This window comes from Streptomyces sp. NPDC000410, assembly GCF_040300305.1.
Classification (GTDB): Bacteria; Actinomycetota; Actinomycetes; order Streptomycetales; family Streptomycetaceae; genus Streptomyces.
In genome coordinates, this window is the sequence record NZ_JBEPDM010000001.1 from 589,027 (window position 1) to 608,417 (window position 19,391).

29 protein-coding genes are annotated in these 19,391 nt (G+C 67.9%); 1 reads left to right on the forward strand and 28 read right to left on the reverse strand.

The window, feature by feature from the left end; all coding sequences use genetic code 11:
* The first annotated feature begins 28 nt into the window (after window positions 1-28).
* Window positions 29-886: a hypothetical protein gene (locus tag ABT342_RS02660; protein WP_351565914.1), complete on the forward strand. Its 858-nt coding sequence runs from the start codon at window positions 29-31 to the stop codon at window positions 884-886.
* Here the strand turns inward: ABT342_RS02660 and ABT342_RS02665 are convergent.
* The 28 genes from ABT342_RS02665 to rplV form a co-directional block, all read right to left on the reverse strand.
* On the reverse strand, window positions 880-2,367 hold the full coding sequence (locus tag ABT342_RS02665) for a glycosyltransferase family 39 protein (protein WP_351565917.1): 1,488 nt from the start codon (window positions 2,365-2,367) through the stop codon (window positions 880-882). The genes ABT342_RS02660 and ABT342_RS02665 overlap by 7 nt on opposite strands.
* Window positions 2,364-3,575, reverse strand: a complete 1,212-nt coding sequence (locus ABT342_RS02670) for an ArnT family glycosyltransferase (RefSeq protein WP_351565920.1) — start codon at window positions 3,573-3,575, stop codon at window positions 2,364-2,366. Before ABT342_RS02670 ends, ABT342_RS02665 begins: the two co-directional genes overlap by 4 nt.
* Window positions 3,572-4,996: a glycosyltransferase family 2 protein gene (locus ABT342_RS02675; protein ID WP_502965448.1), complete on the reverse strand. Its 1,425-nt coding sequence runs from the start codon at window positions 4,994-4,996 to the stop codon at window positions 3,572-3,574. The genes ABT342_RS02670 and ABT342_RS02675 overlap by 4 nt, the downstream gene beginning before the upstream one ends.
* A 325-nt stretch (window positions 4,997-5,321) precedes the next feature.
* Entirely contained in the window at window positions 5,322-6,176 is an 855-nt protein-coding gene (gene truA / locus ABT342_RS02680) for a tRNA pseudouridine(38-40) synthase TruA (RefSeq protein ID WP_351565925.1), read from the reverse strand.
* A gap of 78 nt (window positions 6,177-6,254) precedes the next feature.
* A complete protein-coding gene (gene rplQ / locus ABT342_RS02685) occupies window positions 6,255-6,746 on the reverse strand; it encodes a 50S ribosomal protein L17 (RefSeq protein WP_351565928.1) in 492 nt (163 codons plus the stop codon).
* A 160-nt stretch (window positions 6,747-6,906) separates the two neighbouring features.
* On the reverse strand, window positions 6,907-7,929 hold the full coding sequence (locus ABT342_RS02690; RefSeq protein ID WP_003956430.1) for a DNA-directed RNA polymerase subunit alpha: 1,023 nt from the start codon (window positions 7,927-7,929) through the stop codon (window positions 6,907-6,909).
* Between the two features lie 116 nt (window positions 7,930-8,045).
* Window positions 8,046-8,450 (reverse strand): 30S ribosomal protein S11, encoded by a 405-nt coding sequence (gene rpsK, locus ABT342_RS02695; RefSeq protein WP_003948617.1) that lies wholly within the window; start codon window positions 8,448-8,450, stop codon window positions 8,046-8,048.
* 109 nt (window positions 8,451-8,559) lie between these two features.
* Window positions 8,560-8,940 carry a 30S ribosomal protein S13 gene (gene rpsM, locus ABT342_RS02700; protein ID WP_007265919.1) on the reverse strand — a complete coding sequence of 127 codons (381 nt, stop codon included), beginning with the start codon at window positions 8,938-8,940 and terminating at the stop codon, window positions 8,560-8,562.
* Window positions 8,941-9,126: 186 nt separating this feature from the next.
* Window positions 9,127-9,240 (reverse strand): 50S ribosomal protein L36, encoded by a 114-nt coding sequence (gene rpmJ / locus ABT342_RS02705; RefSeq protein ID WP_003956441.1) that lies wholly within the window; start codon window positions 9,238-9,240, stop codon window positions 9,127-9,129.
* A gap of 59 nt (window positions 9,241-9,299) precedes the next feature.
* A complete protein-coding gene (gene infA / locus ABT342_RS02710; RefSeq protein ID WP_003956442.1) occupies window positions 9,300-9,521 on the reverse strand; it encodes a translation initiation factor IF-1 in 222 nt (73 codons plus the stop codon).
* A 140-nt stretch (window positions 9,522-9,661) separates the two neighbouring features.
* On the reverse strand, window positions 9,662-10,498 hold the full coding sequence (map, locus tag ABT342_RS02715) for a type I methionyl aminopeptidase (RefSeq protein WP_351565933.1): 837 nt from the start codon (window positions 10,496-10,498) through the stop codon (window positions 9,662-9,664).
* Between the two features lie 160 nt (window positions 10,499-10,658).
* On the reverse strand, window positions 10,659-11,318 hold the full coding sequence (locus ABT342_RS02720) for an adenylate kinase (protein ID WP_351565935.1): 660 nt from the start codon (window positions 11,316-11,318) through the stop codon (window positions 10,659-10,661).
* Window positions 11,318-12,637 carry a preprotein translocase subunit SecY gene (gene secY / locus ABT342_RS02725; RefSeq protein WP_351565938.1) on the reverse strand — a complete coding sequence of 440 codons (1,320 nt, stop codon included), beginning with the start codon at window positions 12,635-12,637 and terminating at the stop codon, window positions 11,318-11,320. The genes ABT342_RS02720 and secY overlap by 1 nt, the downstream gene beginning before the upstream one ends.
* A 197-nt stretch (window positions 12,638-12,834) precedes the next feature.
* Entirely contained in the window at window positions 12,835-13,290 is a 456-nt protein-coding gene (gene rplO, locus ABT342_RS02730) for a 50S ribosomal protein L15 (protein ID WP_351226540.1), read from the reverse strand.
* A 2-nt stretch (window positions 13,291-13,292) separates the two neighbouring features.
* The gene (rpmD, locus tag ABT342_RS02735; RefSeq protein WP_005313525.1) at window positions 13,293-13,475 is read right to left on the reverse strand and encodes a 50S ribosomal protein L30; all 183 of its coding nucleotides are present in this window, start codon (window positions 13,473-13,475) and stop codon (window positions 13,293-13,295) included.
* A complete protein-coding gene (gene rpsE, locus ABT342_RS02740; protein ID WP_005313527.1) occupies window positions 13,475-14,080 on the reverse strand; it encodes a 30S ribosomal protein S5 in 606 nt (201 codons plus the stop codon). The genes rpmD and rpsE overlap by 1 nt, the downstream gene beginning before the upstream one ends.
* Window positions 14,081-14,123: 43 nt before the next feature.
* On the reverse strand, window positions 14,124-14,507 hold the full coding sequence (gene rplR / locus ABT342_RS02745; RefSeq protein ID WP_351565943.1) for a 50S ribosomal protein L18: 384 nt from the start codon (window positions 14,505-14,507) through the stop codon (window positions 14,124-14,126).
* 3 nt (window positions 14,508-14,510) lie between these two features.
* Entirely contained in the window at window positions 14,511-15,050 is a 540-nt protein-coding gene (gene rplF / locus ABT342_RS02750; protein WP_351565946.1) for a 50S ribosomal protein L6, read from the reverse strand.
* Between the two features lie 22 nt (window positions 15,051-15,072).
* Complete coding sequence (gene rpsH, locus ABT342_RS02755; protein ID WP_017949652.1) at window positions 15,073-15,471, reverse strand: 30S ribosomal protein S8; 399 nt, start codon at window positions 15,469-15,471, stop codon at window positions 15,073-15,075.
* A 211-nt stretch (window positions 15,472-15,682) separates the two neighbouring features.
* Complete coding sequence (locus ABT342_RS02760; protein WP_003956452.1) at window positions 15,683-15,868, reverse strand: type Z 30S ribosomal protein S14; 186 nt, start codon at window positions 15,866-15,868, stop codon at window positions 15,683-15,685.
* Window positions 15,869-15,873: 5 nt separating this feature from the next.
* Window positions 15,874-16,431, reverse strand: coding sequence for a 50S ribosomal protein L5 (gene rplE / locus ABT342_RS02765; RefSeq protein ID WP_153486744.1), 558 nt, complete (start codon window positions 16,429-16,431; stop codon window positions 15,874-15,876).
* The gene (gene rplX, locus ABT342_RS02770; protein ID WP_351226551.1) at window positions 16,431-16,754 is read right to left on the reverse strand and encodes a 50S ribosomal protein L24; all 324 of its coding nucleotides are present in this window, start codon (window positions 16,752-16,754) and stop codon (window positions 16,431-16,433) included. Before rplX ends, rplE begins: the two co-directional genes overlap by 1 nt.
* A gap of 2 nt (window positions 16,755-16,756) precedes the next feature.
* On the reverse strand, window positions 16,757-17,125 hold the full coding sequence (gene rplN / locus ABT342_RS02775; RefSeq protein ID WP_003956455.1) for a 50S ribosomal protein L14: 369 nt from the start codon (window positions 17,123-17,125) through the stop codon (window positions 16,757-16,759).
* Between the two features lie 144 nt (window positions 17,126-17,269).
* Window positions 17,270-17,554, reverse strand: a complete 285-nt coding sequence (gene rpsQ, locus ABT342_RS02780; RefSeq protein ID WP_351565951.1) for a 30S ribosomal protein S17 — start codon at window positions 17,552-17,554, stop codon at window positions 17,270-17,272.
* On the reverse strand, window positions 17,554-17,778 hold the full coding sequence (gene rpmC / locus ABT342_RS02785) for a 50S ribosomal protein L29 (protein ID WP_351565954.1): 225 nt from the start codon (window positions 17,776-17,778) through the stop codon (window positions 17,554-17,556). Before rpmC ends, rpsQ begins: the two co-directional genes overlap by 1 nt.
* Complete coding sequence (gene rplP / locus ABT342_RS02790; protein WP_014047785.1) at window positions 17,778-18,197, reverse strand: 50S ribosomal protein L16; 420 nt, start codon at window positions 18,195-18,197, stop codon at window positions 17,778-17,780. The genes rpmC and rplP overlap by 1 nt, the downstream gene beginning before the upstream one ends.
* 5 nt (window positions 18,198-18,202) lie before the next feature.
* Entirely contained in the window at window positions 18,203-19,036 is an 834-nt protein-coding gene (rpsC, locus tag ABT342_RS02795) for a 30S ribosomal protein S3 (protein ID WP_351565956.1), read from the reverse strand.
* Window positions 19,036-19,383, reverse strand: a complete 348-nt coding sequence (gene rplV / locus ABT342_RS02800) for a 50S ribosomal protein L22 (RefSeq protein ID WP_009327087.1) — start codon at window positions 19,381-19,383, stop codon at window positions 19,036-19,038. Before rplV ends, rpsC begins: the two co-directional genes overlap by 1 nt.
* Between the last annotated feature and the right edge of the window lie 8 nt (window positions 19,384-19,391).

The window sequence follows — 19,391 nt, forward strand, 5'->3', positions numbered from 1 at the left end:
TTCCCCCAACCCCATTAGGATGCGCGGCATGAGCTTTGGGGGACCCCAGTGGCCGCAGGAGCCGCACCAACACGCACAGCAGTCGCACACGCCTGACTGGGCCGCGCTCGCCGACGCCTCCGCCGCGCGCACCCGCCGCAAGCGGTGGGTGATGATCGGCGGCGGCGCGCTCGCGACGGCCGTGGTCGCCGCGATCGTGGCGACGGCCGTGGTCACCATGAACAAGGACAACGGCCGGTCGGCGGGCAAGAACGCCAGTGAGCTGCCCACCGCCCCCGAGCTGCCGAACGAGACCACCCAGCCCGAGCCCTCGTTCTCCTCGGTGGCGCCGCCGCCCCCGCCGAACCCGAAGGAGTTCATCTCCGACGAGAAGAAGGACAAGGCGCCGCTCAGCGCCGACACCCTCTTCCCGGGCAAGCAGGTGACGATGGCGGGCCGTAGCTACAGCAAGGGCCCCACCGCCCGCACCACGAACTGCGCCTCCGCCACCCAGGGCGCGCTCGGCGCGGCCCTCACCGCGAACGGCTGCGACCAGGTCATCCGGGCCACGTACACCAAGGACGGCGTGGCCGTCACCGTCGGTGTCGCGGTCTTCCCGACGGAGGCCAAGGCGCAGGCGGCCGTCGGCCGGTCGGTCAAGAACGTCGCCCCGCTCTCCGGCTCCGGCGTCGCGGGCTTCTGCAAGGGCGGACCGGTGTGCCGCTTCGTCGGCAACTCCTACGGCCGGTACGCCTACTTCACCGCGACGGGGTACCTCAACGGAAAGTCCGTCACCAAGGGCGACACCAAGGCGTTCCAGCCGGGCGACGACCTGGCGGAATTCACGTTCCGTCAGATCATCGCGCGCGGCGAGATGCAGGCGTCGGCGGCGGCCGAGAATCAGTGAGCCCGGCGGCTCAGCAGTTGGACGGTCACCTCGCGCAGCCGCTCGGTGCGGACCACCGTGAACCGTTCGCCCAGCACCGCCGCCGTGCCCGTCCTCGCGGTGCCGGGCGTGCCGCCCTCCTTGCTCGTCACCAGCCACAGGCGGCCGCTGACGCCCAGACAGTCCTCGGGCCGGTAGCACTCGGCCGCCGAGTACCAGCCCCTGCGCTGGGGCGTCTGCCACACCAGCACGTCCCTGGGCCGGGCGCCCTCGCGTAGTTCGTAGTTGAGGGCGAGCCGCAGATCCCTGGTGGCGCCCTGGTAGACGATTCCGTCGCCGGGGCGCTGTCCCGCGGTCACGACCCGTGCCACGCCCGCGTAGTCGGGCTCGTGCGGGAGGTCCTGACTGGCCGCCTCGACGGCGGGCAGCACCAGCAGGACGTACCCGGCCGCCGCTCCGGTCACCAGGAGCGCGCCGCGGGCCCGCCACCACACGCCCCGGCGCCCGGCGCCGGTCAGCGCGTCCGCGCACCTGACCGCACCGGCCGCCGCGAGGAGCACCCAGGCCGGGACGGTGAACAGCAGGTACCGGGGCAGGAACAGGTGGAGCGCGTCGGTGGTGACGAAGGTCAGCACCGGCGGCAGTACGGCCCAGACGGCGAGCAGGGGCGCCGTGCGACCGGCGGTGAACAGGCCCACCACCGCGAGGCCCATCACCACCGCCCCCACGAACCAGGACCCGAACAGCTCCAGCGGGTACCGGGCCAGGTCGTCCGTCGTCGCCTGGATCCAGGCGATCTGGCCGGACTGCCCGAACCCCCTGACCATCATCGGGACGACCGTGGACGTGCCCATCAGGGCGGCGCAGCCGAACGCCCAGTGCGCGACGGTGTCGCCGTCGCGTCTGGCCCGCAGCACGGGCAGGACATGAACCGCCAGCACGCACAGCGCGACCAGATGGCTGAAGCCGGTCAGGGAGATCGCCACGGCGTAGAGCGTCCAGCCCTTGAAGGTCGGCCGCTCCAGCGCGCGCAGCAGCAACAGCGTGGCGAGCAGGGCGAAGAGCATCGCGAAGGCGTACGGGCGCGCCTCCTGTCCGTACCGCGTGACCATCGGGACCAGGGCGAAGAGCAGCCCCGCCACCAGGCCCGTGCGCGGGGTGAACAACCGCCGCCCGATCAGCCCCACCAGACCCGCCGACACCGCCATGGCCAGCCCTCCGGGAAGCCGCAGGGCGGCCGGTGAGGTGCCGGCGACCGCGCTCCAGCCGTGCATCAGGGCGTAGAACGGGGTGAACACCGCGTCGACGTGCTCGGTCAGACGCCCCAGGTCCGGGAACGAGAGCGAGGACGCCCACCAGGTGGCGTGCTCGTCGCCCCACAGCTGGCGCCGCCCGATGCCGGGCAGGATGGCGGCCAGCGCGGCGGCCATGGGCAGCAGGAAGTACGGGAGCGGTCCGCGCATGACGTCGCCCGCGTCCCGCGACACGGCCTTGGAGTTCATCGATTCACCCAGATCCGGTAGGCGCCCCGGCCGTCGCCGGAGCCGTTCGGCACAGCGCCCGGCGACCGGAACGCGGCGTTGCTCTTCGGGGCCTGCTCCCTGACCACCTCGTCGCGGCCGCTCGCGTCGGGCCAGGAGGAGAACCGCTCGGCCGAGCGGACCATCCCCAGGCAGAGCAGGACCACCCACAGGAGGCAGGCCATCTGCGGATGGCGGAAGTGCGCGCCGGTGAGCCTGGTCAGCCCGATACCGGCCATGGGCGCGGCGAACAGCAGCCCGGCTCCCGGCTGGAGCTGGCAGACCGGGGCGATCAGGGCCGTACCGCACAGCAGTACGCCGAGCAGCACCCGCCAGGTACGGCCGGGATCGCCGAAGCGCAGGGCAGGCGGCCATTCGTTCATCCGGGCGCGCAGCGCGTACGCGAGGGCCCCGCCGCACGCGGTCGCGACGACCGGAGCGCTCCACCAGGCCGGCTCCCAGGCCGACTCCACCGGCGGCTGGGGCGCGAAGCCGGCGCCGTACAGCCCGGCGGCCAGCGGCCCGGCCAGCGCCACCGTGAGCAGCACGGCCCGCAGGACGCTCAGGCGCCCGTGGTGCCGCCAGGACACCATCGCGGCGAGCAGGACCAGCGTGGGCAGGTACAGCGCGGACGCGTGCTCGACACCGACCGCCAAGACCGCGGCCGGGGCTGCGAACAGCACCGCGGCCAGGGGTGCCCGGTCGGTGCGGACGACGGCCCAGGCCGCGAGGGCGAGCAGGAAGACCGCCACCGGGTCGTGGGTGGCGAGGCCGCCGAGCACGATCGCGGACTGGGTGACGGCGAACAGCGCGGCGGCGCCGATCGCCACCCGCTCGCTGAACAGCCGCCGGGTCAGCGCGTACAGCAGGCTCGTGGCGCCGAGCATGAAGCACAGGCTCAGCAGGCGGGCACCGGTCAGCCCGAACGCGTCGTCGGCGAGCGCGGCCAGGGCCGCCGCGCCCACGGCGGCGCCGTCCACCTGCGCGTGTCCGGCACTCAGCCAGAGGGCCTCGTCCGGGGAGGCGGTCCGCTCCAGCCGGAGCGACAGGGCCGCCTGGAGGCCCAGCACACAGAGCAGGACGGCCCGGAAGGCCCAGGTGCGCCGCGGGGAACCCGCCGCGCTCCAGGCCGCCTCCGGCACCGGGGGAAGGGGGCGGGCGGCCTGAACGGGAGTCTCTGTGGCCGTCATCGGGCGGCCTCCGCCCCGTACGCCCGGGGCTGCACCAGGGCCCGCGCGACGATCAGCGCGTAGAAGAGCCCGGAGGACAGGAGCAGCACGAAGTCGACCGGGTTCAGCGTGAACATCCGCCAGAACGCCGCGCCGACCCACAGCACAGCGGTGCCGCCGCCCCACACCCACAGGCCGATCCAGAACCGTCTCGTCCGGTTCCGTTTGGTACCGGAGGATCCCGTGGCCTGCCAGCCCATCTCCTGCTTGCGCAGGATGTCCCAGATGGCGAACATGTGCGCCCAGCCGTACATCATGCGGACGGCCCATGCCTCCAGGCAGTACGGAACCCGGTGCCACATCGGGAAGACGACCGTCGTGTAGATGATGCTGGGCAACACCAGCCAGAAGTACTGGACCCTGGGCTGGTCGGGGAACGCCAGCAGCAGCGCGATCGGGATGATGGGCGCGGCGAAGGTGAACACGGCCGTGTGGATGTAGTAGAGGAAGCCGGAGATGTAGCAGAGCCTGCTGGCCAACCTGAGTCTGGCCTGCCAGAACTTCTTGCTGCTCAGCAGGCTCATGGAGCCCGCGCACCAGCGGTACTGCTGGTGGAAGAAGGCACCGGCGCTGTCCGGGCACACCCCCGTCGACAGAGCGACCGGTACATAGCGCAGGTCCCAGCCGAGGCGCCGCAGATCGAAACCGGTGTGCACGTCCTCCGAGTGCCCGATCAGTGTGGTGCCGCCGTTCTCCTCCAGCGCGGCGCGCCGGTAGACGGCGCAGCTGCCGACGCAGATGGCGCCGCCGTTGCGTTGCCGGGAGACCTGGACGGCCCGGTAGAACAGCTCCTGTACGGCTCCGGCGCCGCGCTCGATCCAGTTCTGGGCATTCAGCACGCGGAAGAACTGCGGGGACTGGACGATGGCGGTCCGCTCGTCCGCCTCCAGGTACGGGAGCAGCTCCTCCAGCAGATCGGCGCGCGGCGCGAAGTCGGCGTCGAGGATGAGGACGTACGTACCCTCGGTGCGGCCGAAGCCGTAGTGGAGGTTGCCGGCCTTCTTGAACCAGCCGCGGTTCGGCCGGCAGCCGTAGCGGAAGCCGAAGTCCTCGGCCATGGCACGCAGTTCGGGGCAGTCCGAGTCATCGAGGACGAACGGCTCACAGACGCCGGGGTAGCGGTCCGCGAGCGCTCGTACGTGTGTCCAGGTGTTGCGCAGCACCTCGATGGGCTCGCCGCACACCGGCAGGAAGACGTCAACCGACGGATACGTCTCGGGCCGCCATTCGCGCACGAGCCGCCGATGGCCTTCGACGTCGAAGTCACTGGTGAACGAGTTCACCCGGAGCGAGATCATGTAATAGACCACGCTGAACATCAGCAGTGGCGCGAAGATCCACAGCAGGGGTGTGGAGGCGGCGAGCCTGAACTGACTCACCACCAGGCAGGTGACGCTGATCAGCGAACTGACCGTCAGCACCCAGAGGTGGCGCCTGGCGTAGGAATACCTCTCCTCGTCCGACGGCGGCACCGGCAGCAGACCGGGTGGTCCGGCCGTGCCCGCGGCCTCGGCCCTGGCCTCGACCTCCATCGGCAGGAGCGTCGTACGGGCGGCCTCGATTGAACTCATTGTCAGATCTCCCGACCGTCCGCCTCGCACCGGAACGAGGCGGCGTGCTGGGAAACCTAAGTCGGGAGCCGGGACCTGCGGCGGCGGCTGACCGAGCAAGATCCGCGGTTAACCCGAAAATACTAAGAGCTGGGAGTCAGCAGCACCCTCGGCCCGGCAGCGACCGCTTGTTCCGGGCCTCCAGGTTGCGCGCGGCCAGCAGGTCGTCGGCCGGGTACCCGACCTCCTCCAGGGTCAGCCCGTGCGGCCGTACGACATGCACGGCGGAGTCCCGCACTCCGGCCGCCAGCACCTTGCCCGGCCAGTCCGCCTGACGGTGCCCGTCGCCGACGAAGAGCATCGCGCCCACCAGCGAACGCACCATGTTGTGGCAGAAGGCGTCGGCCTTCACGGTCGCGGTGAGGATCCCGTCCGCGCCGCGCTCCCAGCGCAGCTCCTGGAGCGTGCGGATCGTGGTCGCGCCCTCGCGCTTCTTGCAGTACGCCGCGAAGTCATGCTCCCCGAGCAGATCGCGGGCGGCGGCGTTCATCGCGTCGATGTCCAGCGGCCAGTCGTGCCACAGCACGTGGCCGCGCAGCAGGGGGTCGACACCGCCGGGGTGGTCGGTGACCCGGTAGGCGTAGCGCCGCCAGATCGCGGAGAAACGCGCGTTGAAGCCGGGCGGGGCCTCCTCGGCCTTCCACACCCGCACGTCGTGCGCGAGCCGCCCGGCGAGCCGCCGCAGCAGCTTCTCCCGGTGCTCGTCCCACACACCCTGCGGCAGATCGACGTGCGCGACCTGCCCCCGCGCGTGCACACCCGCGTCCGTACGCCCGGCGACGGTCAGCTCGTACGTCTCGGAGGACCGCGTCACCGTGCGGATGGCGTCCTCGATCTCGCCCTGTACGGTCCGCTGCCCGCGGGCCTGCTTGGCCCAGCCGGAGAAGTCCTTCCCGTCGTACGACAGGTCCAGCCGCACCCGTACGAAGCCGGGCTTCACGTCGTCGCTCACGCGTCCATCCTCTTCTACCTACGGAACGGGCCCGTCCCCCGTGAGGGGAACGGGCCCTTCCATCAGCCGTCAGAACGCTCAGGCGTCCTTGGCCTCGTCGGCCGGCTTGGCGTCCTCGACGACCTCGGCCTCAGCGGCCTTGGCCTCGTCGGACTCCTTGACCGCACGCTTGGTGGCGGCCTCGGCCTCGGCGACGGTCGCCTTCTTCGCGATCTCGCCCTCGACGAGCTCGATCACGGCCATCGGGGCGTTGTCGCCACGACGGTTGCCGATCTTGGTGATCCGGGTGTAGCCACCCGGACGCTCGGCGTAGCGCGGAGCGATCTCGGTGAAGAGCGTGTGGACGACGCCCTTGTCCGTGATCGTCTGCAGCACCAGGCGACGGTTGTGGATGTCGCCCTTCTTCGCCTTCGTGATCAGACGCTCGGCGACCGGACGCAGGCGGCGGGCCTTGGCCTCGGTCGTGGTGATGCGGCCGTGCTCGAACAGCGACTTCGCGAGGTTCGCGAGAAGCAGCTTCTCGTGCGCGGCGCTGCCGCCCAGACGGGCACCCTTGGCGGGCTTCGGCATGGTGTTTCTCCTTGTGATCTGCACCGGCCGTGTCAGGTACCGGTGTCAGCCTGTACGAGGGGCTTCGCCCCTCGCGCACCCCCCGGCGGTGCCGGGGACGTCGTTCACCCCCGCGTGTTTCATCAGGGGGTTCGGGGGGCGTGAGCCCCCCGACAATCTCTTAGTACTGCTCGGTCTCGACGAAGCCCGCGTCCGCGTCGTCGTCGGCGCCGAAGGCGTCGGCCGCGGCCGTCGGGTCGAATCCGGGCGGGCTGTCCTTGAGGGCCAGGCCCATGCCGGCCAGCTTCGCCTTGACCTCGTCGATCGACTTCGCACCGAAGTTGCGGATGTCGAGCAGGTCGGCCTCGGAACGAGCCACGAGCTCACCCACGGAGTGGATGCCCTCGCGCTTGAGGCAGTTGTACGAGCGGACCGTGAGCTCCAGCTCCTCGATCGGCAGCGCCAGGTCGGCGGCCAGGGCCGCGTCCGTCGGCGACGGGCCCATGTCGATGCCCTCGGCGTCGATGTTGAGCTCGCGCGCCAGACCGAACAGCTCGACCAGGGTCTTACCGGCCGACGCCATGGCGTCACGCGGACGCATGGCCTGCTTGGTCTCGACGTCGACGATCAGCTTGTCGAAGTCGGTGCGCTGCTCGACACGGGTCGCCTCGACCTTGTACGTGACCTTGAGCACCGGCGAGTAGATGGAGTCGACCGGAATACGGCCGATCTCCTGGCCCACCTGCTTGTTCTGCACGGCGGAGACGTAGCCGCGACCGCGCTCGACGGTCAGCTCCATCTCCAGCTTGCCCTTGCCGTTGAGCGTGGCGAGGACCAGGTCGGGGTTGTGGACCTCGACACCGGCCGGGGGCGCGATGTCGGCGGCGGTGACCAGACCCGGGCCCTGCTTGCGCAGGTACATCACGACCGGCTCGTCGTGCTCCGAGGAGACGACCAGCTGCTTGATGTTCAGGATGAGGTCGGTGACGTCCTCCTTGACGCCCGGCACGGTGGTGAACTCGTGCAGGACACCGTCGATCCGGATGGACGTGACAGCGGCGCCCGGGATCGAGGAGAGGAGCGTACGGCGGAGGGAGTTGCCGAGGGTGTAGCCGAAGCCCGGCTCCAGCGGCTCGATGACGAACCGCGAGCGGTACTCGTCGACGACCTCTTCGGTCAGCGAAGGACGCTGAGCGATCAGCATGGTGTTTTTCCTTCAGTCGTGGACGCCCACTATTTGACGCCCGACAGGTACTACAAGGGTACGGGCGGCACGGCCCGAAGGAGCCGTACCGCCCGGACGTTCAAAGGCGCGAAGCGTCAGACGCGACGGCGCTTGGGCGGACGGCAGCCGTTGTGCGGCGTCGGCGTCACGTCCTGGATCGAGCCCACCTCGAGGCCGGTGGCCTGGAGGGAACGGATCGCGGTCTCACGGCCGGAGCCCGGACCCTTGACGAAGACGTCGACCTTGCGCATGCCGTGCTCCTGCGCCCGACGCGCGGCCGACTCGGCAGCCATCTGCGCGGCGAACGGGGTGGACTTGCGCGAGCCCTTGAAGCCGACGTGGCCGGCGGAGGCCCAGGAGATCACGTTGCCCGTGGGGTCGGTGATCGAAACGATGGTGTTGTTGAACGTGCTCTTGATGTGCGCGTGGCCGTGAGCGACGTTCTTCTTTTCCTTGCGGCGCACCTTCTTGGCAGCGCCCTGACGTCCCTTGGGGGGCATGTCTTAACTCCAGCTGGGGAGAGGGAGGTGGTCGGTCCTACAGCGAAGACCGCTGGCTGTGCGGGAACTCGGGGGTCGTCCCCCGAAAACCCGCAGCGTCCGCTGTGGACTACTTCTTGCCCGGCTTCTTCTTACCGGCGATGGCGCGACGCGGGCCCTTGCGGGTACGAGCGTTCGTGCTGGTGCGCTGACCGTGGACCGGCAGGCCGCGACGGTGGCGGATGCCCTGGTAGCACTGGATCTCGATCTTGCGGCGGATGTCGCCCTGGATCTCGCGGCGGAGGTCACCCTCGGTGCGGAGGTTGGCGTCCACGTACTCGCGGATCTTGACGAGGTCCTCTTCGGCCAGGTCACGAACGCGGGTGTTCGGGTTCACGCCGGTGGAGGCGAGGATCTCCTTGGACCGGGTGCGCCCGATACCGAAGACGTAGGTGAGTGCGATCTCCACACGCTTTTCGCGCGGGATGTCGACACCGGAAACGCGTGCCATTCAATGGCTCCTGTGTGTTCGGGGGTCTTCCACAAAGCCGCTCCCGGCCGCCGTATGAGGTACGGACCGGGTCCCCGGCCCCCGCCGGAGGTGCCGCCGACCCTTGCGGGCTGGGCGGGCTCTGCGTATGTACGTATTACTTGCGTCGCGCGAAGAACTGCGAAATTGCAGGTCGGTCGGCGTGCGTCAGCCCTGGCGCTGCTTGTGGCGCAGGTTGTCGCAGATGACCATGACCCGGCCGTGACGGCGGATCACCTTGCACTTGTCGCAGATCTTCTTGACGCTCGGCTTGACCTTCATGGGATGTGAGGTTCTCCGGGTCAGTGCCACCGCCCCGCCGAAGCGGAGGGGGACAAGATCTACTTGTACCGGTAGACGATCCGGCCACGCGTCAGGTCGTACGGAGACAGCTCCACGACGACCCGGTCGTCCGGGAGGATACGGATGTAGTGCATCCGCATCTTGCCGGAGATGTGCGCGAGGACCTTGTGACCGTTCTGGAGCTCTACCTTGAACATGGCGTTCGGCAGGGACTCGATCACGGTGCCCTCGATTTCGATGGCACCTTGCTTCTTGGCCACGCTTCGCCTTTCGAATCGGCTACCTTGATCGACTCTCGCCTCCGCATGCGGACACACGGGTACACGAGAGCCGACGCATCAGTCTACGTCAGGCCTGTGGAAAAGACGAATCCGGAAAGTTTGCCCCACGTCCGTGATCGTTACGCCAGGGGGTCGGGGGCGGCCGTGACGCCGAGCTCCGCGAGCTTCGCCCGGCCCCCGTCGGGAGCAGTCAGCACCAGCGGACCCTCCTCCGTCAGCGCGACCGAGTGCTCCCAGTGGGACGACCACGTGCCGTCCGTCGTGATGACGGTCCACTCGTCGGCGAGGACCTCGGTGTGGGGGGTGCCGAGGGACACCATCGGCTCGATGGCCAGGCAGAAGCCGGGGACCAGCTTCGGGCCCTTGCCGCGCTTGCGCGTGACGTAGTTCAGCAGGTGCGGGTCCATGTGCATCTCGGTGCCGATGCCGTGGCCGCCGTACTCCTCGATGATTCCGTACTTGCCGCCGCCCGGCTTCGGCTGGCGGCGGATGTACGTCTCGATGGCCCGCGAGATGTCGACGAGGCGGTTGCCGTTCTTCATGGCGGCGATACCGGCCCACATGGACTCCTCGGTCACCCGGGAGAGCTCGATCAGCTCCGGGGCGTGACCGTCGCCCACGAACACCGTGTACGCCGCGTCCCCGTGCCAGCCGTCGACGATCGCGCCGGCGTCGATGGAGATGATGTCGCCGTCCTTGAGGACGGTCTTGTCGTCCGGGATGCCGTGGACCACGACCTCGTTGACCGAGGTGCAGATGGTGGCGGGGAAACCGCCGTACCCGAGGAAGTTCGACTTGGCGCCGTGTTCGGCGATCACCCTGCGGGAGACCTCGTCCAGGTCCCGGGTGGTGGCGCCGGGGACGGCGGCCTCACGGGTTGCCGCGTGGATGGCGGCGACGACCAGTCCCGCCTCGCGCATCTTCGCGATCTGCTCGGGGGTCTTGATCTGCACCATTGCGGCTCGCGCCTTTCATGATCGTGTAGTCGGCACATCAACGATACGGCCGCGGTGCCCTCCCGGACACCGCGGCCGTATCGCACGTCAGCCATCGATTGAGTTGGTCCCGCGGCGCGCAAGCGCCTCGGCGAGCGCTCCGCGAGAGCGGCGCGGGAGCTCAGGCCGCCCGCTCGCCCTGCAGAGCCTCCATGGCCCGCTCGGTGACCTCGTCCACCTTGCCGAGCGCGGAGATCGTCACCAGCAGGCCCTGGGCCTTGTAGTGGTCGATGATCGGCTCGGTCTGCGTGTGGTAGACCTCGAGCCGCCGGCGGACGGTCTCCTCGGAGTCGTCGTCGCGCTGGTACAGCTCGCCACCGCAGGCGTCGCAGACGCTCTCCGCCTTCGGCGCGTTGTACGCCACGTGGAAGACGTGCGAGCTGTCGTTGCGGCAGATCCGGCGGCCGGCGATGCGCTTGACGACCTCGTCCTCGGGGACCTCCAGGTCCAGCACCGCGTCGAGCCGTACACCATCCGCCGCCAGGGCCGCGTCGAGCGCCTCGGCCTGGGAGACGTTGCGCGGGAAGCCGTCCAGCAGGAAGCCGTTCTCGGCGTCCGGCTGGGCCATGCGGTCCCGGGCCATCCCGATGGTGACCTCGTCCGGCACCAGGTTGCCGGCGTCCATGTACGCCTTCGCCTGCAGGCCGAGCTCGGTGCCCTGGCTGATGTTGGCGCGGAACAGGTCGCCCGTGGAGATGTGCGGGATCGACAGGTTCTTGGCGAGGTACGCGGCCTGCGTTCCCTTGCCGGCACCGGGCGGTCCGACGAGGACGATTCGCATCAGCGGAGGAACCCTTCGTAATTGCGCTGCTGGAGCTGGCTCTCGATCTGCTTCACGGTCTCGAGACCGACACCCACGATGATGAGGATGCTGGTGCCACCGAACGGGAAGTTCTGGTTCGCACCACCGAAGCCCGCCAACGCCATCGTCGGCACAAGAGCGATCAGACCCAAGTACAGCGAGCCCGGCCAGGTGATCCGGTTGAGCACGTAGCTCAGATACTCGGCGGTAGGTCGACCAGCCCGGATACCCGGGATGAAGCCACCATACTTCTTCATGTTGTCCGCGACTTCCTCGGGGTTGAACGAGATCGCCACATAGAAGAAGGCGAAGAACACGATCAGGAAGAAGTACACGGTGATGTAGTACGGGTGGTCACCAGTGACGAAGTGCGATTCGATCCAGGTTTTCCACCCTGCGGTGGAGTTCGAGAACTGGGCGATCAAGGCCGGGATGTAGAGCAGCGACGACGCGAAGATGACAGGAATCACACCCGCCTGGTTCACCTTCAGCGGGATGTACGTGGACGTACCGCCGTACGACCTACGGCCGATCATGCGCTTCGCGTACTGCACGGGGATCCGGCGCTGGGCCTGCTCGACGAAGACGACGAGCGCCACCATCACGAAGCCGATCAGGATGACCGTGCCGAACTCGATCCAGCCCTTGGCGAGCTTGCCGCTCTCCTTGATGGCCCACAGCGCGCCGGGGAAGCCGGCGGCGATGGAGATGAACATCAGGATGGACATGCCGTTGCCGATACCGCGGTCCGTGATCAGCTCGCCGAGCCACATGACCACGGCCGTACCGGCGGTCATGGTGATCACCATGGTGGCCGTCACGAAGATCGACTGGTCGGGGACGATCTCGCTGGCGACCGGGCAGCCGCTGAACAGCGCACCGCTGCGGGCGGTGGCCACCAGACCGGTGCCCTGAAGCACGGCCAGGGCGACCGTGAGGTAACGCGTGTACTGCGTGATCTTCGCCGTGCCGGACTGGCCCTCCTTCTTGAGGGCCTCCAGGCGCGGAATGACCACGGTCAGCAGCTGCAGGATGATGCTCGCCGTGATGTACGGCATGATGCCGAGCGCGAAGATCGTGATCTGCAGCAGCGCACCGCCGCTGAACATGTTGACGAGACCGAAGAGGCTGTTGTTGCCCTTCGAGGCCTGGTCCACACAGATCTGCACGTTCTCGTAGCTGACGCCGGGAACGGGGATGTGTGCCCCGACCCGGTACAGCACGATGATGCCGAGCGTGAAGAGCAGCTTCTTGCGCAGGTCGGGCGTCTTGAACGCCCGGGCGAACGCGGTGAGCACGGTGCCTCCTGCGACCCCCGCGCTACTGCGTCAGAGGTGACGGTCTTGAGGTTCGACGAATAGGTATAAGTACAGCAGTTAAGTACAGCAACAACGCACGCCACCTTACCGGCGGACATGCTCCCCTTGGAACGACCAACCGGGGATGCCCCATTTGCGTGGGCATCCCCGGTTGATGTTCAAGCCATCGAGTCGTCTCAGACGAGCTCGGTGACGGTGCCGCCGGCGGCGGCGATCTTCTCCTTGGCGGAGCCGGAGACGGCGTCAACCGAAACCTGCAGCGCCACGGAGATCTCGCCCTGGCCCAGGACCTTGACGAGGCTGTTCTTGCGCACCGCACCCTTGGCGACCAGGTCGGCCACCGTGACCTCGCCACCCTGCGGGTAGAGCGCGGCCAGCTTGTCCAGGTTCACGACCTGGTACTCGGTGCGGAACGGGTTCTTGAAGCCCTTCAGCTTCGGAAGACGCATGTGGAGGGGCATCTGCCCACCCTCGAAGCGCTCCGGAACCTGGTAGCGGGCCTTCGTACCCTTGGTACCACGACCGGCCGTCTTACCCTTGGACGCCTCACCACGACCCACACGGGTCTTGGCGGTCTTGGCGCCCGGGGCGGGACGGAGGTTGTGGATCTTGAGCGGGTTGTTCTCCGCCATGATCAGTCGACCTCCTCAACCGTCACGAGGTGGCGGACGGTGTGCACCATGCCGCGGAACTCGGGGCGGTCCTCCTTGACGACCACGTCGTTCAGGCGCTTGAGCCCGAGCGAACGCAGGGTGTCGCGGTGGTTCTGCTTGCTGCCGATGTACGACTTCGTCTGCGTGATCTTGAGGCGAGCCATTACGCACCCGCCCCGGCACGCGCACGGAGCAGGGCGGCGGGAGCGACGTCCTCGAGCGGCAGACCACGGCGAGCCGCGATCTCCTCGGGACGCTGCAGACCCTTCAGGGCCGCCACGGTCGCGTGCACGATGTTGATCGCGTTGTCGGAGCCCAGGGACTTCGACAGGATGTCGTGAACGCCGGCGCACTCGAGCACGGCACGCACCGGGCCACCGGCGATAACACCGGTACCGGGGGAAGCCGGCTTGAGCAGGACGACGCCCGCGGCCTTCTCACCCTGGATCGGGTGCGGGATGGTGCCCTGGATACGGGGGACCTTGAAGAAGTGCTTCTTGGCCTCCTCCACACCCTTGGCGATGGCGGCCGGCACCTCCTTGGCCTTGCCGTAACCGACACCCACGGTGCCGTCACCGTCGCCCACCACGACCAGCGCGGTGAAGCTGAAGCGACGACCACCCTTCACAACCTTGGCGACACGGTTGATCGCGACAACGCGCTCAACGTAAGCGGTCTTCTCGGCGGCAGCTGCGCCGCCGTCACGGCCCTTCCGGTCCCGCCGCTCGCCGCCACCGGCACCGCTTCCGCGGCGCTGGGGTCCAGCCATTGGAATTACCTCTCTTCGTTTTCCGCTGAGCTACGGAACCGGCTCAGAACTTCAGACCGGCTTCGCGGGCGGCGTCCGCAAGGGCGGCGATGCGCCCGGCGTACCTGTTGCCGCCACGGTCGAACACGACACTCTCGACGCCGGCGGCCTTGGCACGCTCGGCCACGAGCTGGCCGACCTGCTTCGCCTTCGCCGACTTGTCGCCTTCGCCGCCGCGGATGGACGCGTCGAGGGTCGACGCCGAGGCCACGGTGTGGCCCTTGAGGTCGTCGATGACCTGAGCGGTGATCCCGCGGTTGGACCGGGTGACGACGAGACGCGGACGCTCCGCCGAACCCGAGATCTTCTTGCGGATGCGGATGTGGCGACGCTTCAGAGCAGCGCCCTTGTAGGCCTTGCCCTTGGCAATCTTCACGCCGTATGCCATGGCTTACTTACCAGCCTTTCCGACCTTGCGGCGGATGACCTCACCCGCGTACTTCACACCCTTGGCCTTGTAGGGGTCGGGCTTGCGAAGCTTGCGGATGTTGGCGGCGACCTCGCCGACCTTCTGCTTGTCGATGCCCTCGACCGAGAACTTGGTCGGCGACTCGACCTTGAAGGAGATCCCCTCGGGGGCCTCCACCAGGATCGGGTGGCTGTAGCCGAGCTGGAACTCCAGGTTGGAGCCCTTCGCGGCAACGCGGTAACCGACACCGCTGATCTCGAGCGCCTTGGTGTACCCCGCGGTCACACCGGTGATCATGTTGGCCACCAGCGTGCGGGACAGGCCGTGAAGGGCCTTGTTCTGACGCTCGTCGTTGGGGCGGGTGACGTTCAGAACGCCGTCCTCACCCTTAACGATCTCGATCGGCGCGGCAACGGTGTGGGTCAGGGTGCCCTTGGGGCCCTTCACCTGGACCGTACGGCCATCGATGGTGACATCCACGCCGGCGGGAACCGAGATGGGGAGCTTGCCGATACGCGACATGTTTCTTCTCCTCCGTTCCCGACTACCAGACGTAGGCGAGGACTTCCCCGCCCACACCCTTCTTGCTGGCCTGCTTGTCGGTGAGGAGCCCGTGGGACGTGGAGATGATGGCCACGCCCAGGCCGCCGAGCACCTTCGGCAGGTTGGTGGACTTCGCGTACACCCGGAGACCGGGCTTGGAGATCCGCTTGATGCCCGCGATGGAGCGCTCACGGTTCGGGCCGAACTTCAGCTCGAGAACGAGGTTCTTGCCGACCTCGGCGTCCTCGACCTTCCAGCCCGTGATGAAGCCCTCCTGCTGGAGGATCTCCGCGATGTGCGACTTGATCTTGCTGTGCGGCATGGTCACGGAGTCGTGGTACGCCGAGTTCGCGTTCCGCAGACGCGTAAGCATGTCTGCGATCGGATCAGTCATGGTCATGAATTGGCCTTCGGCCTCTCTCGCCGGGGTTTCCTGTATGCGCCATCCCTCTCCCCACACATGGGCGGGACGGGTGCGGCGCGGGGACCTACGGCGTAGTAAGTCGTACGGGCGACGGGCGCCCAACCCCACAAGCCTACGGCATGTGGAGAGGGCCCCCGTCGACCAGATGCTTACCGAGAGACTCCAGCAATTCCCGTGAAACCGGGAATTACCAGGAGCTCTTGGTCACGCCCGGCAGCTCGCCACGGTGAGCCATCTCACGAAGGCACACGCGGCACAGGCCGAACTTGCGGTAGACGGAGTGCGGACGACCGCAGCGCTGGCAGCGGGTGTACGCGCGCACGCCGAACTTGGGCTTGCGGGCAGCCTTCGCGATGAGAGCCTTCTTCGCCATCTCGCTTACGCCTCCTTGAACGGGAAGCCGAGGTGACGGAGAAGGGCGCGGCCCTCAGCGTCGTTGGTCGCCGTGGTGACCACGGTGATGTCCATACCCCGGACACGGTCGATCTTGTCCTGGTCGATCTCGTGGAACATGACCTGCTCCGTGAGACCGAAGGTGTAGTTGCCACGGCCGTCGAACTGCTTGGGGGACAGACCACGGAAGTCGCGGATGCGCGGGAGCGCGAGCGACAGGGTGCGGTCCAGGAACTCCCACATGCGGTCGCCACGGAGCGTGACGTGGGCACCGATCGGCTGGCCCTCACGCAGCTTGAACTGCGCGATGGACTTACGGGCCTTGGTGACGGCCGGCTTCTGGCCGGTGATCGTGGTGAGGTCCTTGATGGCACCCTCGATCAGCTTGGAGTCGCGGGCGGCGTCGCCCACACCCATGTTGACCACGATCTTCACGAGGCCGGGAACCTGCATGACGTTCTCGTACGAGAACTCCTCACGCAGCTTGCCCGCGATCTCCTCGCGGTACTTCGTCTTGAGACGCGGAGTGGTGGTGGTAGCCATCAGATGTCCTCACCCGTCCGCTTGGCAACGCGGATCTTGTTGCCCTCGTCGTCGAAGCGGTAACCGACGCGGGTCACGACCTTCTTGCCGTCCTTCTCCACGACGAGCTGAACGTTGCTCACGTGGATGGGGGCCTCGGTGGTGACGATGCCGCCGGCCTGCGACGCACGGCCCGGCTGGTTGGCCTTCGTGTGCTTCTTGACCCGGTTGACACCCTCGACCAGGACACGGTCCTCGCGGGGGAAGGCCGCGATGACCTTGCCCTGCTTGCCCTTGTCCTTACCGGTGATGACCTGGACCAGGTCGCCCTTCTTGATCTTCATGCTTACAGCACCTCCGGCGCGAGCGAGATGATCTTCATGAACTTCTTCTCGCGCAGCTCACGGCCGACCGGGCCGAAGATACGGGTGCCGCGAGGGTCGCCGTCGTTCTTGAGAATGACAGCGGCGTTCTCGTCGAAGCGGATGTACGAGCCGTCCTGGCGGCGGCGCTCCTTGACGGTGCGAACGATGACCGCCTTGACGACGTCACCCTTCTTCACGTTGCCACCGGGGATCGCGTCCTTGACGGTGGCGACGATGACGTCACCGATGCCCGCGTAGCGGCGACCCGAGCCACCGAGAACACGGATGCAAAGGATCTCCTTGGCACCAGTGTTGTCGGCGACGCGAAGTCGCGACTCCTGCTGGATCACGTCTATCTCCTGAATCGTCTGCCGGTTCCCGGCGGGGTGCCCGTGCGGACACCCCGCCGAGCCTGGCGGAACTAGTGCTGGGGACTCGCCCCCATGGGGTTCCCCCAGCGGGGGGCATGCGGGGGGCTGAAGCCCCCCGCAAAATTACTTGGCCTTCTCGAGGATCTCGACGATGCGCCAGCGCTTGGTCGCCGACAGCGGACGCGTCTCCATGATGAGGACGCGGTCGCCGACGCCGGCAGCGTTCTGCTCGTCGTGCGCCTTGAGCTTGTTCGTACGGCGGATGACCTTGCCGTACAGCGCGTGCTTGACACGGTCCTCGACGGCGACGACGACGGTCTTGTCCATCTTGTCGCTGACGACCAGACCCTCGCGGGTCTTGCGGAAGCCGCGCTCTTCGGTCTTCTCAGTCACGTTCTTCTCGCTCATCAGGCGTTCTCCACCGTCTCGATGCCGAGCTCACGCTCACGCATGAGGGTGTAGATCCGGGCGATGTCCTTGCGGACGGCCTTGAGCCGGCCGTGGTTCTCGAGCTGGCCGGTCGCCGCCTGGAAGCGGAGGTTGAACAGCTCTTCCTTGGCCTCGCGAAGCTTGTTGACAAGCTCCTCGTTGCCCAGCTCGCGCAGCTCGGACGCCTTGGTACCGGCCGACATCACGACTCACCTGCCTCGCGCCGAACGATCCGGCACTTCATCGGAAGCTTGTGAGCAGCGCGGGTGAGCGCCTCACGAGCAATCTTCTCGTTCGGGTAGGACAGCTCGAACATCACCCGACCGGGCTTGACGTTCGCGATCCACCACTCCGGGGAACCCTTACCGGAACCCATGCGGGTCTCGGCGGGCTTCTTCGTCAGGGGACGGTCCGGGTAGATGTTGATCCAGACCTTGCCGCCACGCTTGATGTGACGGGTCATCGCGATACGAGCGGCCTCGATCTGACGGTTCGTCACGTACGCGGGGGTCAGCGCCTGGATGCCGTACTCGCCGAACGCAACCTGCGTGCCACCCTTGGACATACCGCTGCGCTTCGGGTGGTGCTGCTTGCGGTGCTTGACCCTACGGGGGATCAGCATTTCGGTCAGGCCTCCGTTCCGGTGCTCTCAGCAGCCGGAGCAGGGGCAGCGGCCTCGGCCTTGGGGGCCTCGGCAGCAGCGCTCTGCTGCGGCTTGCGACCGCGGCCGCCACGCTCGCCACCACGGCCACCACGGCCGGCGGGGCGGTCAGCGCCACCACGGGCCGGGCGGTTGCCGGCGCGGGCAGCGGCGTTCTCGGCGCGGACCTCGGCGATGTTCTTGACGTCGCCCTTGTAGATCCAGACCTTCACGCCGATGCGGCCGAAGGTGGTCTTGGCCTCGAAGAAGCCGTACTCGACGTTCGCGCGGAGCGTGTGCAGCGGCACACGGCCCTCGCGGTAGAACTCCGAGCGGGACATCTCGGCGCCGCCGAGACGGCCACCACACTGGATCTTGATGCCCTTGGCGCCCGCCTTCATCGCCGACTGCATGCTCTTACGCATGGCGCGACGGAAGGAGACGCGGGAGGACAGCTGCTCGGCGACGGCCTGGGCCACCAGCTGAGCGTCGACCTCGGGGTTCTTGACCTCGAGGATGTTCAGCTGGACCTGCTTGCCGGTCAGCTTCTCCAGCTGGCCACGGATCTTGTCGGCCTCCGCGCCGCGGCGGCCGATGACGATGCCCGGACGAGCCGTGTGGATGTCCACACGGACACGGTCACGGGTGCGCTCGATCTCCACCTTCGAGATGCCGGCGCGCTCCATGCCCTGCGTCAGCATCCGACGGATGGCGACGTCTTCCTTGACGTAGTCCTTGTACAGCTTGTCGGCGTACCACCGGGACTTGAAGTCCGTGGTGATGCCGAGCCGGAACCCGTGCGGGTTTACCTTCTGGCCCATTACCGGGTTCCTTCCTTGCTGCTGACGACCACGGTGATGTGGCTGGTCCGCTTGCGGATCCGGTAGGCACGGCCCTGGGCACGCGGACGGAACCGCTTCAGGGTCGGGCCCTCGTCGACGTACGCCTCGCTGATGAACAGCGAAGAGGCGTCCGTGTGGTCGTAGTTGTGCGCGGCGTTGGCAATGGCGCTGTCCAGCACCTTGCCGACCGGCACGCTCGCGGCCTGCGGGGCGAAACGCAGGACCGCCTGAGCCTCCGTGGCGTCCATGCCACGGATGAGGTCCACCACGCGGCGGGCCTTCATGGGCGTGACGCGGATGTACCGCGCCTGGGCCCTGGCTTCCATGGTTGTCC

Coding starts and splice junctions, on each gene's coding strand:
- ABT342_RS02660 (WP_351565914.1), top strand. CDS start 29: ATGAGCTTTGGGGGACCCCAGTGGCCGCAGGAGCCGCACCAACACGCA.
- ABT342_RS02665 (WP_351565917.1), bottom strand. CDS start 2,367: ATGAACTCCAAGGCCGTGTCGCGGGACGCGGGCGACGTCATGCGCGGA.
- ABT342_RS02670 (WP_351565920.1), bottom strand. CDS start 3,575: ATGACGGCCACAGAGACTCCCGTTCAGGCCGCCCGCCCCCTTCCCCCG.
- rplQ (WP_351565928.1), bottom strand. CDS start 6,746: ATGCCGAAGCCCGCCAAGGGTGCCCGTCTGGGCGGCAGCGCCGCGCAC.
- ABT342_RS02690 (WP_003956430.1), bottom strand. CDS start 7,929: ATGCTGATCGCTCAGCGTCCTTCGCTGACCGAAGAGGTCGTCGACGAG.
- rpsK (WP_003948617.1), bottom strand. CDS start 8,450: ATGCCCCCCAAGGGACGTCAGGGCGCTGCCAAGAAGGTGCGCCGCAAG.
- rpsM (WP_007265919.1), bottom strand. CDS start 8,940: ATGGCACGCGTTTCCGGTGTCGACATCCCGCGCGAAAAGCGTGTGGAG.
- rpmJ (WP_003956441.1), bottom strand. CDS start 9,240: ATGAAGGTCAAGCCGAGCGTCAAGAAGATCTGCGACAAGTGCAAGGTG.
- map (WP_351565933.1), bottom strand. CDS start 10,498: ATGGTGCAGATCAAGACCCCCGAGCAGATCGCGAAGATGCGCGAGGCG.
- ABT342_RS02720 (WP_351565935.1), bottom strand. CDS start 11,318: ATGCGAATCGTCCTCGTCGGACCGCCCGGTGCCGGCAAGGGAACGCAG.
- rplO (WP_351226540.1), bottom strand. CDS start 13,290: ATGGCGGAGAACAACCCGCTCAAGATCCACAACCTCCGTCCCGCCCCG.
- rpmD (WP_005313525.1), bottom strand. CDS start 13,475: ATGGCTCGCCTCAAGATCACGCAGACGAAGTCGTACATCGGCAGCAAG.
- rpsE (WP_005313527.1), bottom strand. CDS start 14,080: ATGGCTGGACCCCAGCGCCGCGGAAGCGGTGCCGGTGGCGGCGAGCGG.
- rplR (WP_351565943.1), bottom strand. CDS start 14,507: ATGGCATACGGCGTGAAGATTGCCAAGGGCAAGGCCTACAAGGGCGCT.
- rplF (WP_351565946.1), bottom strand. CDS start 15,050: ATGTCGCGTATCGGCAAGCTCCCCATCTCGGTTCCCGCCGGCGTGGAT.
- rpsH (WP_017949652.1), bottom strand. CDS start 15,471: ATGACCATGACTGATCCGATCGCAGACATGCTTACGCGTCTGCGGAAC.
- ABT342_RS02760 (WP_003956452.1), bottom strand. CDS start 15,868: ATGGCGAAGAAGGCTCTCATCGCGAAGGCTGCCCGCAAGCCCAAGTTC.
- rplE (WP_153486744.1), bottom strand. CDS start 16,431: ATGGCTACCACCACCACTCCGCGTCTCAAGACGAAGTACCGCGAGGAG.
- rplX (WP_351226551.1), bottom strand. CDS start 16,754: ATGAAGATCAAGAAGGGCGACCTGGTCCAGGTCATCACCGGTAAGGAC.
- rpsQ (WP_351565951.1), bottom strand. CDS start 17,554: ATGAGCGAGAAGAACGTGACTGAGAAGACCGAAGAGCGCGGCTTCCGC.
- rpmC (WP_351565954.1), bottom strand. CDS start 17,778: ATGTCGGCCGGTACCAAGGCGTCCGAGCTGCGCGAGCTGGGCAACGAG.
- rplP (WP_014047785.1), bottom strand. CDS start 18,197: ATGCTGATCCCCCGTAGGGTCAAGCACCGCAAGCAGCACCACCCGAAG.
- rpsC (WP_351565956.1), bottom strand. CDS start 19,036: ATGGGCCAGAAGGTAAACCCGCACGGGTTCCGGCTCGGCATCACCACG.
- rplV (WP_009327087.1), bottom strand. CDS start 19,383: ATGGAAGCCAGGGCCCAGGCGCGGTACATCCGCGTCACGCCCATGAAG.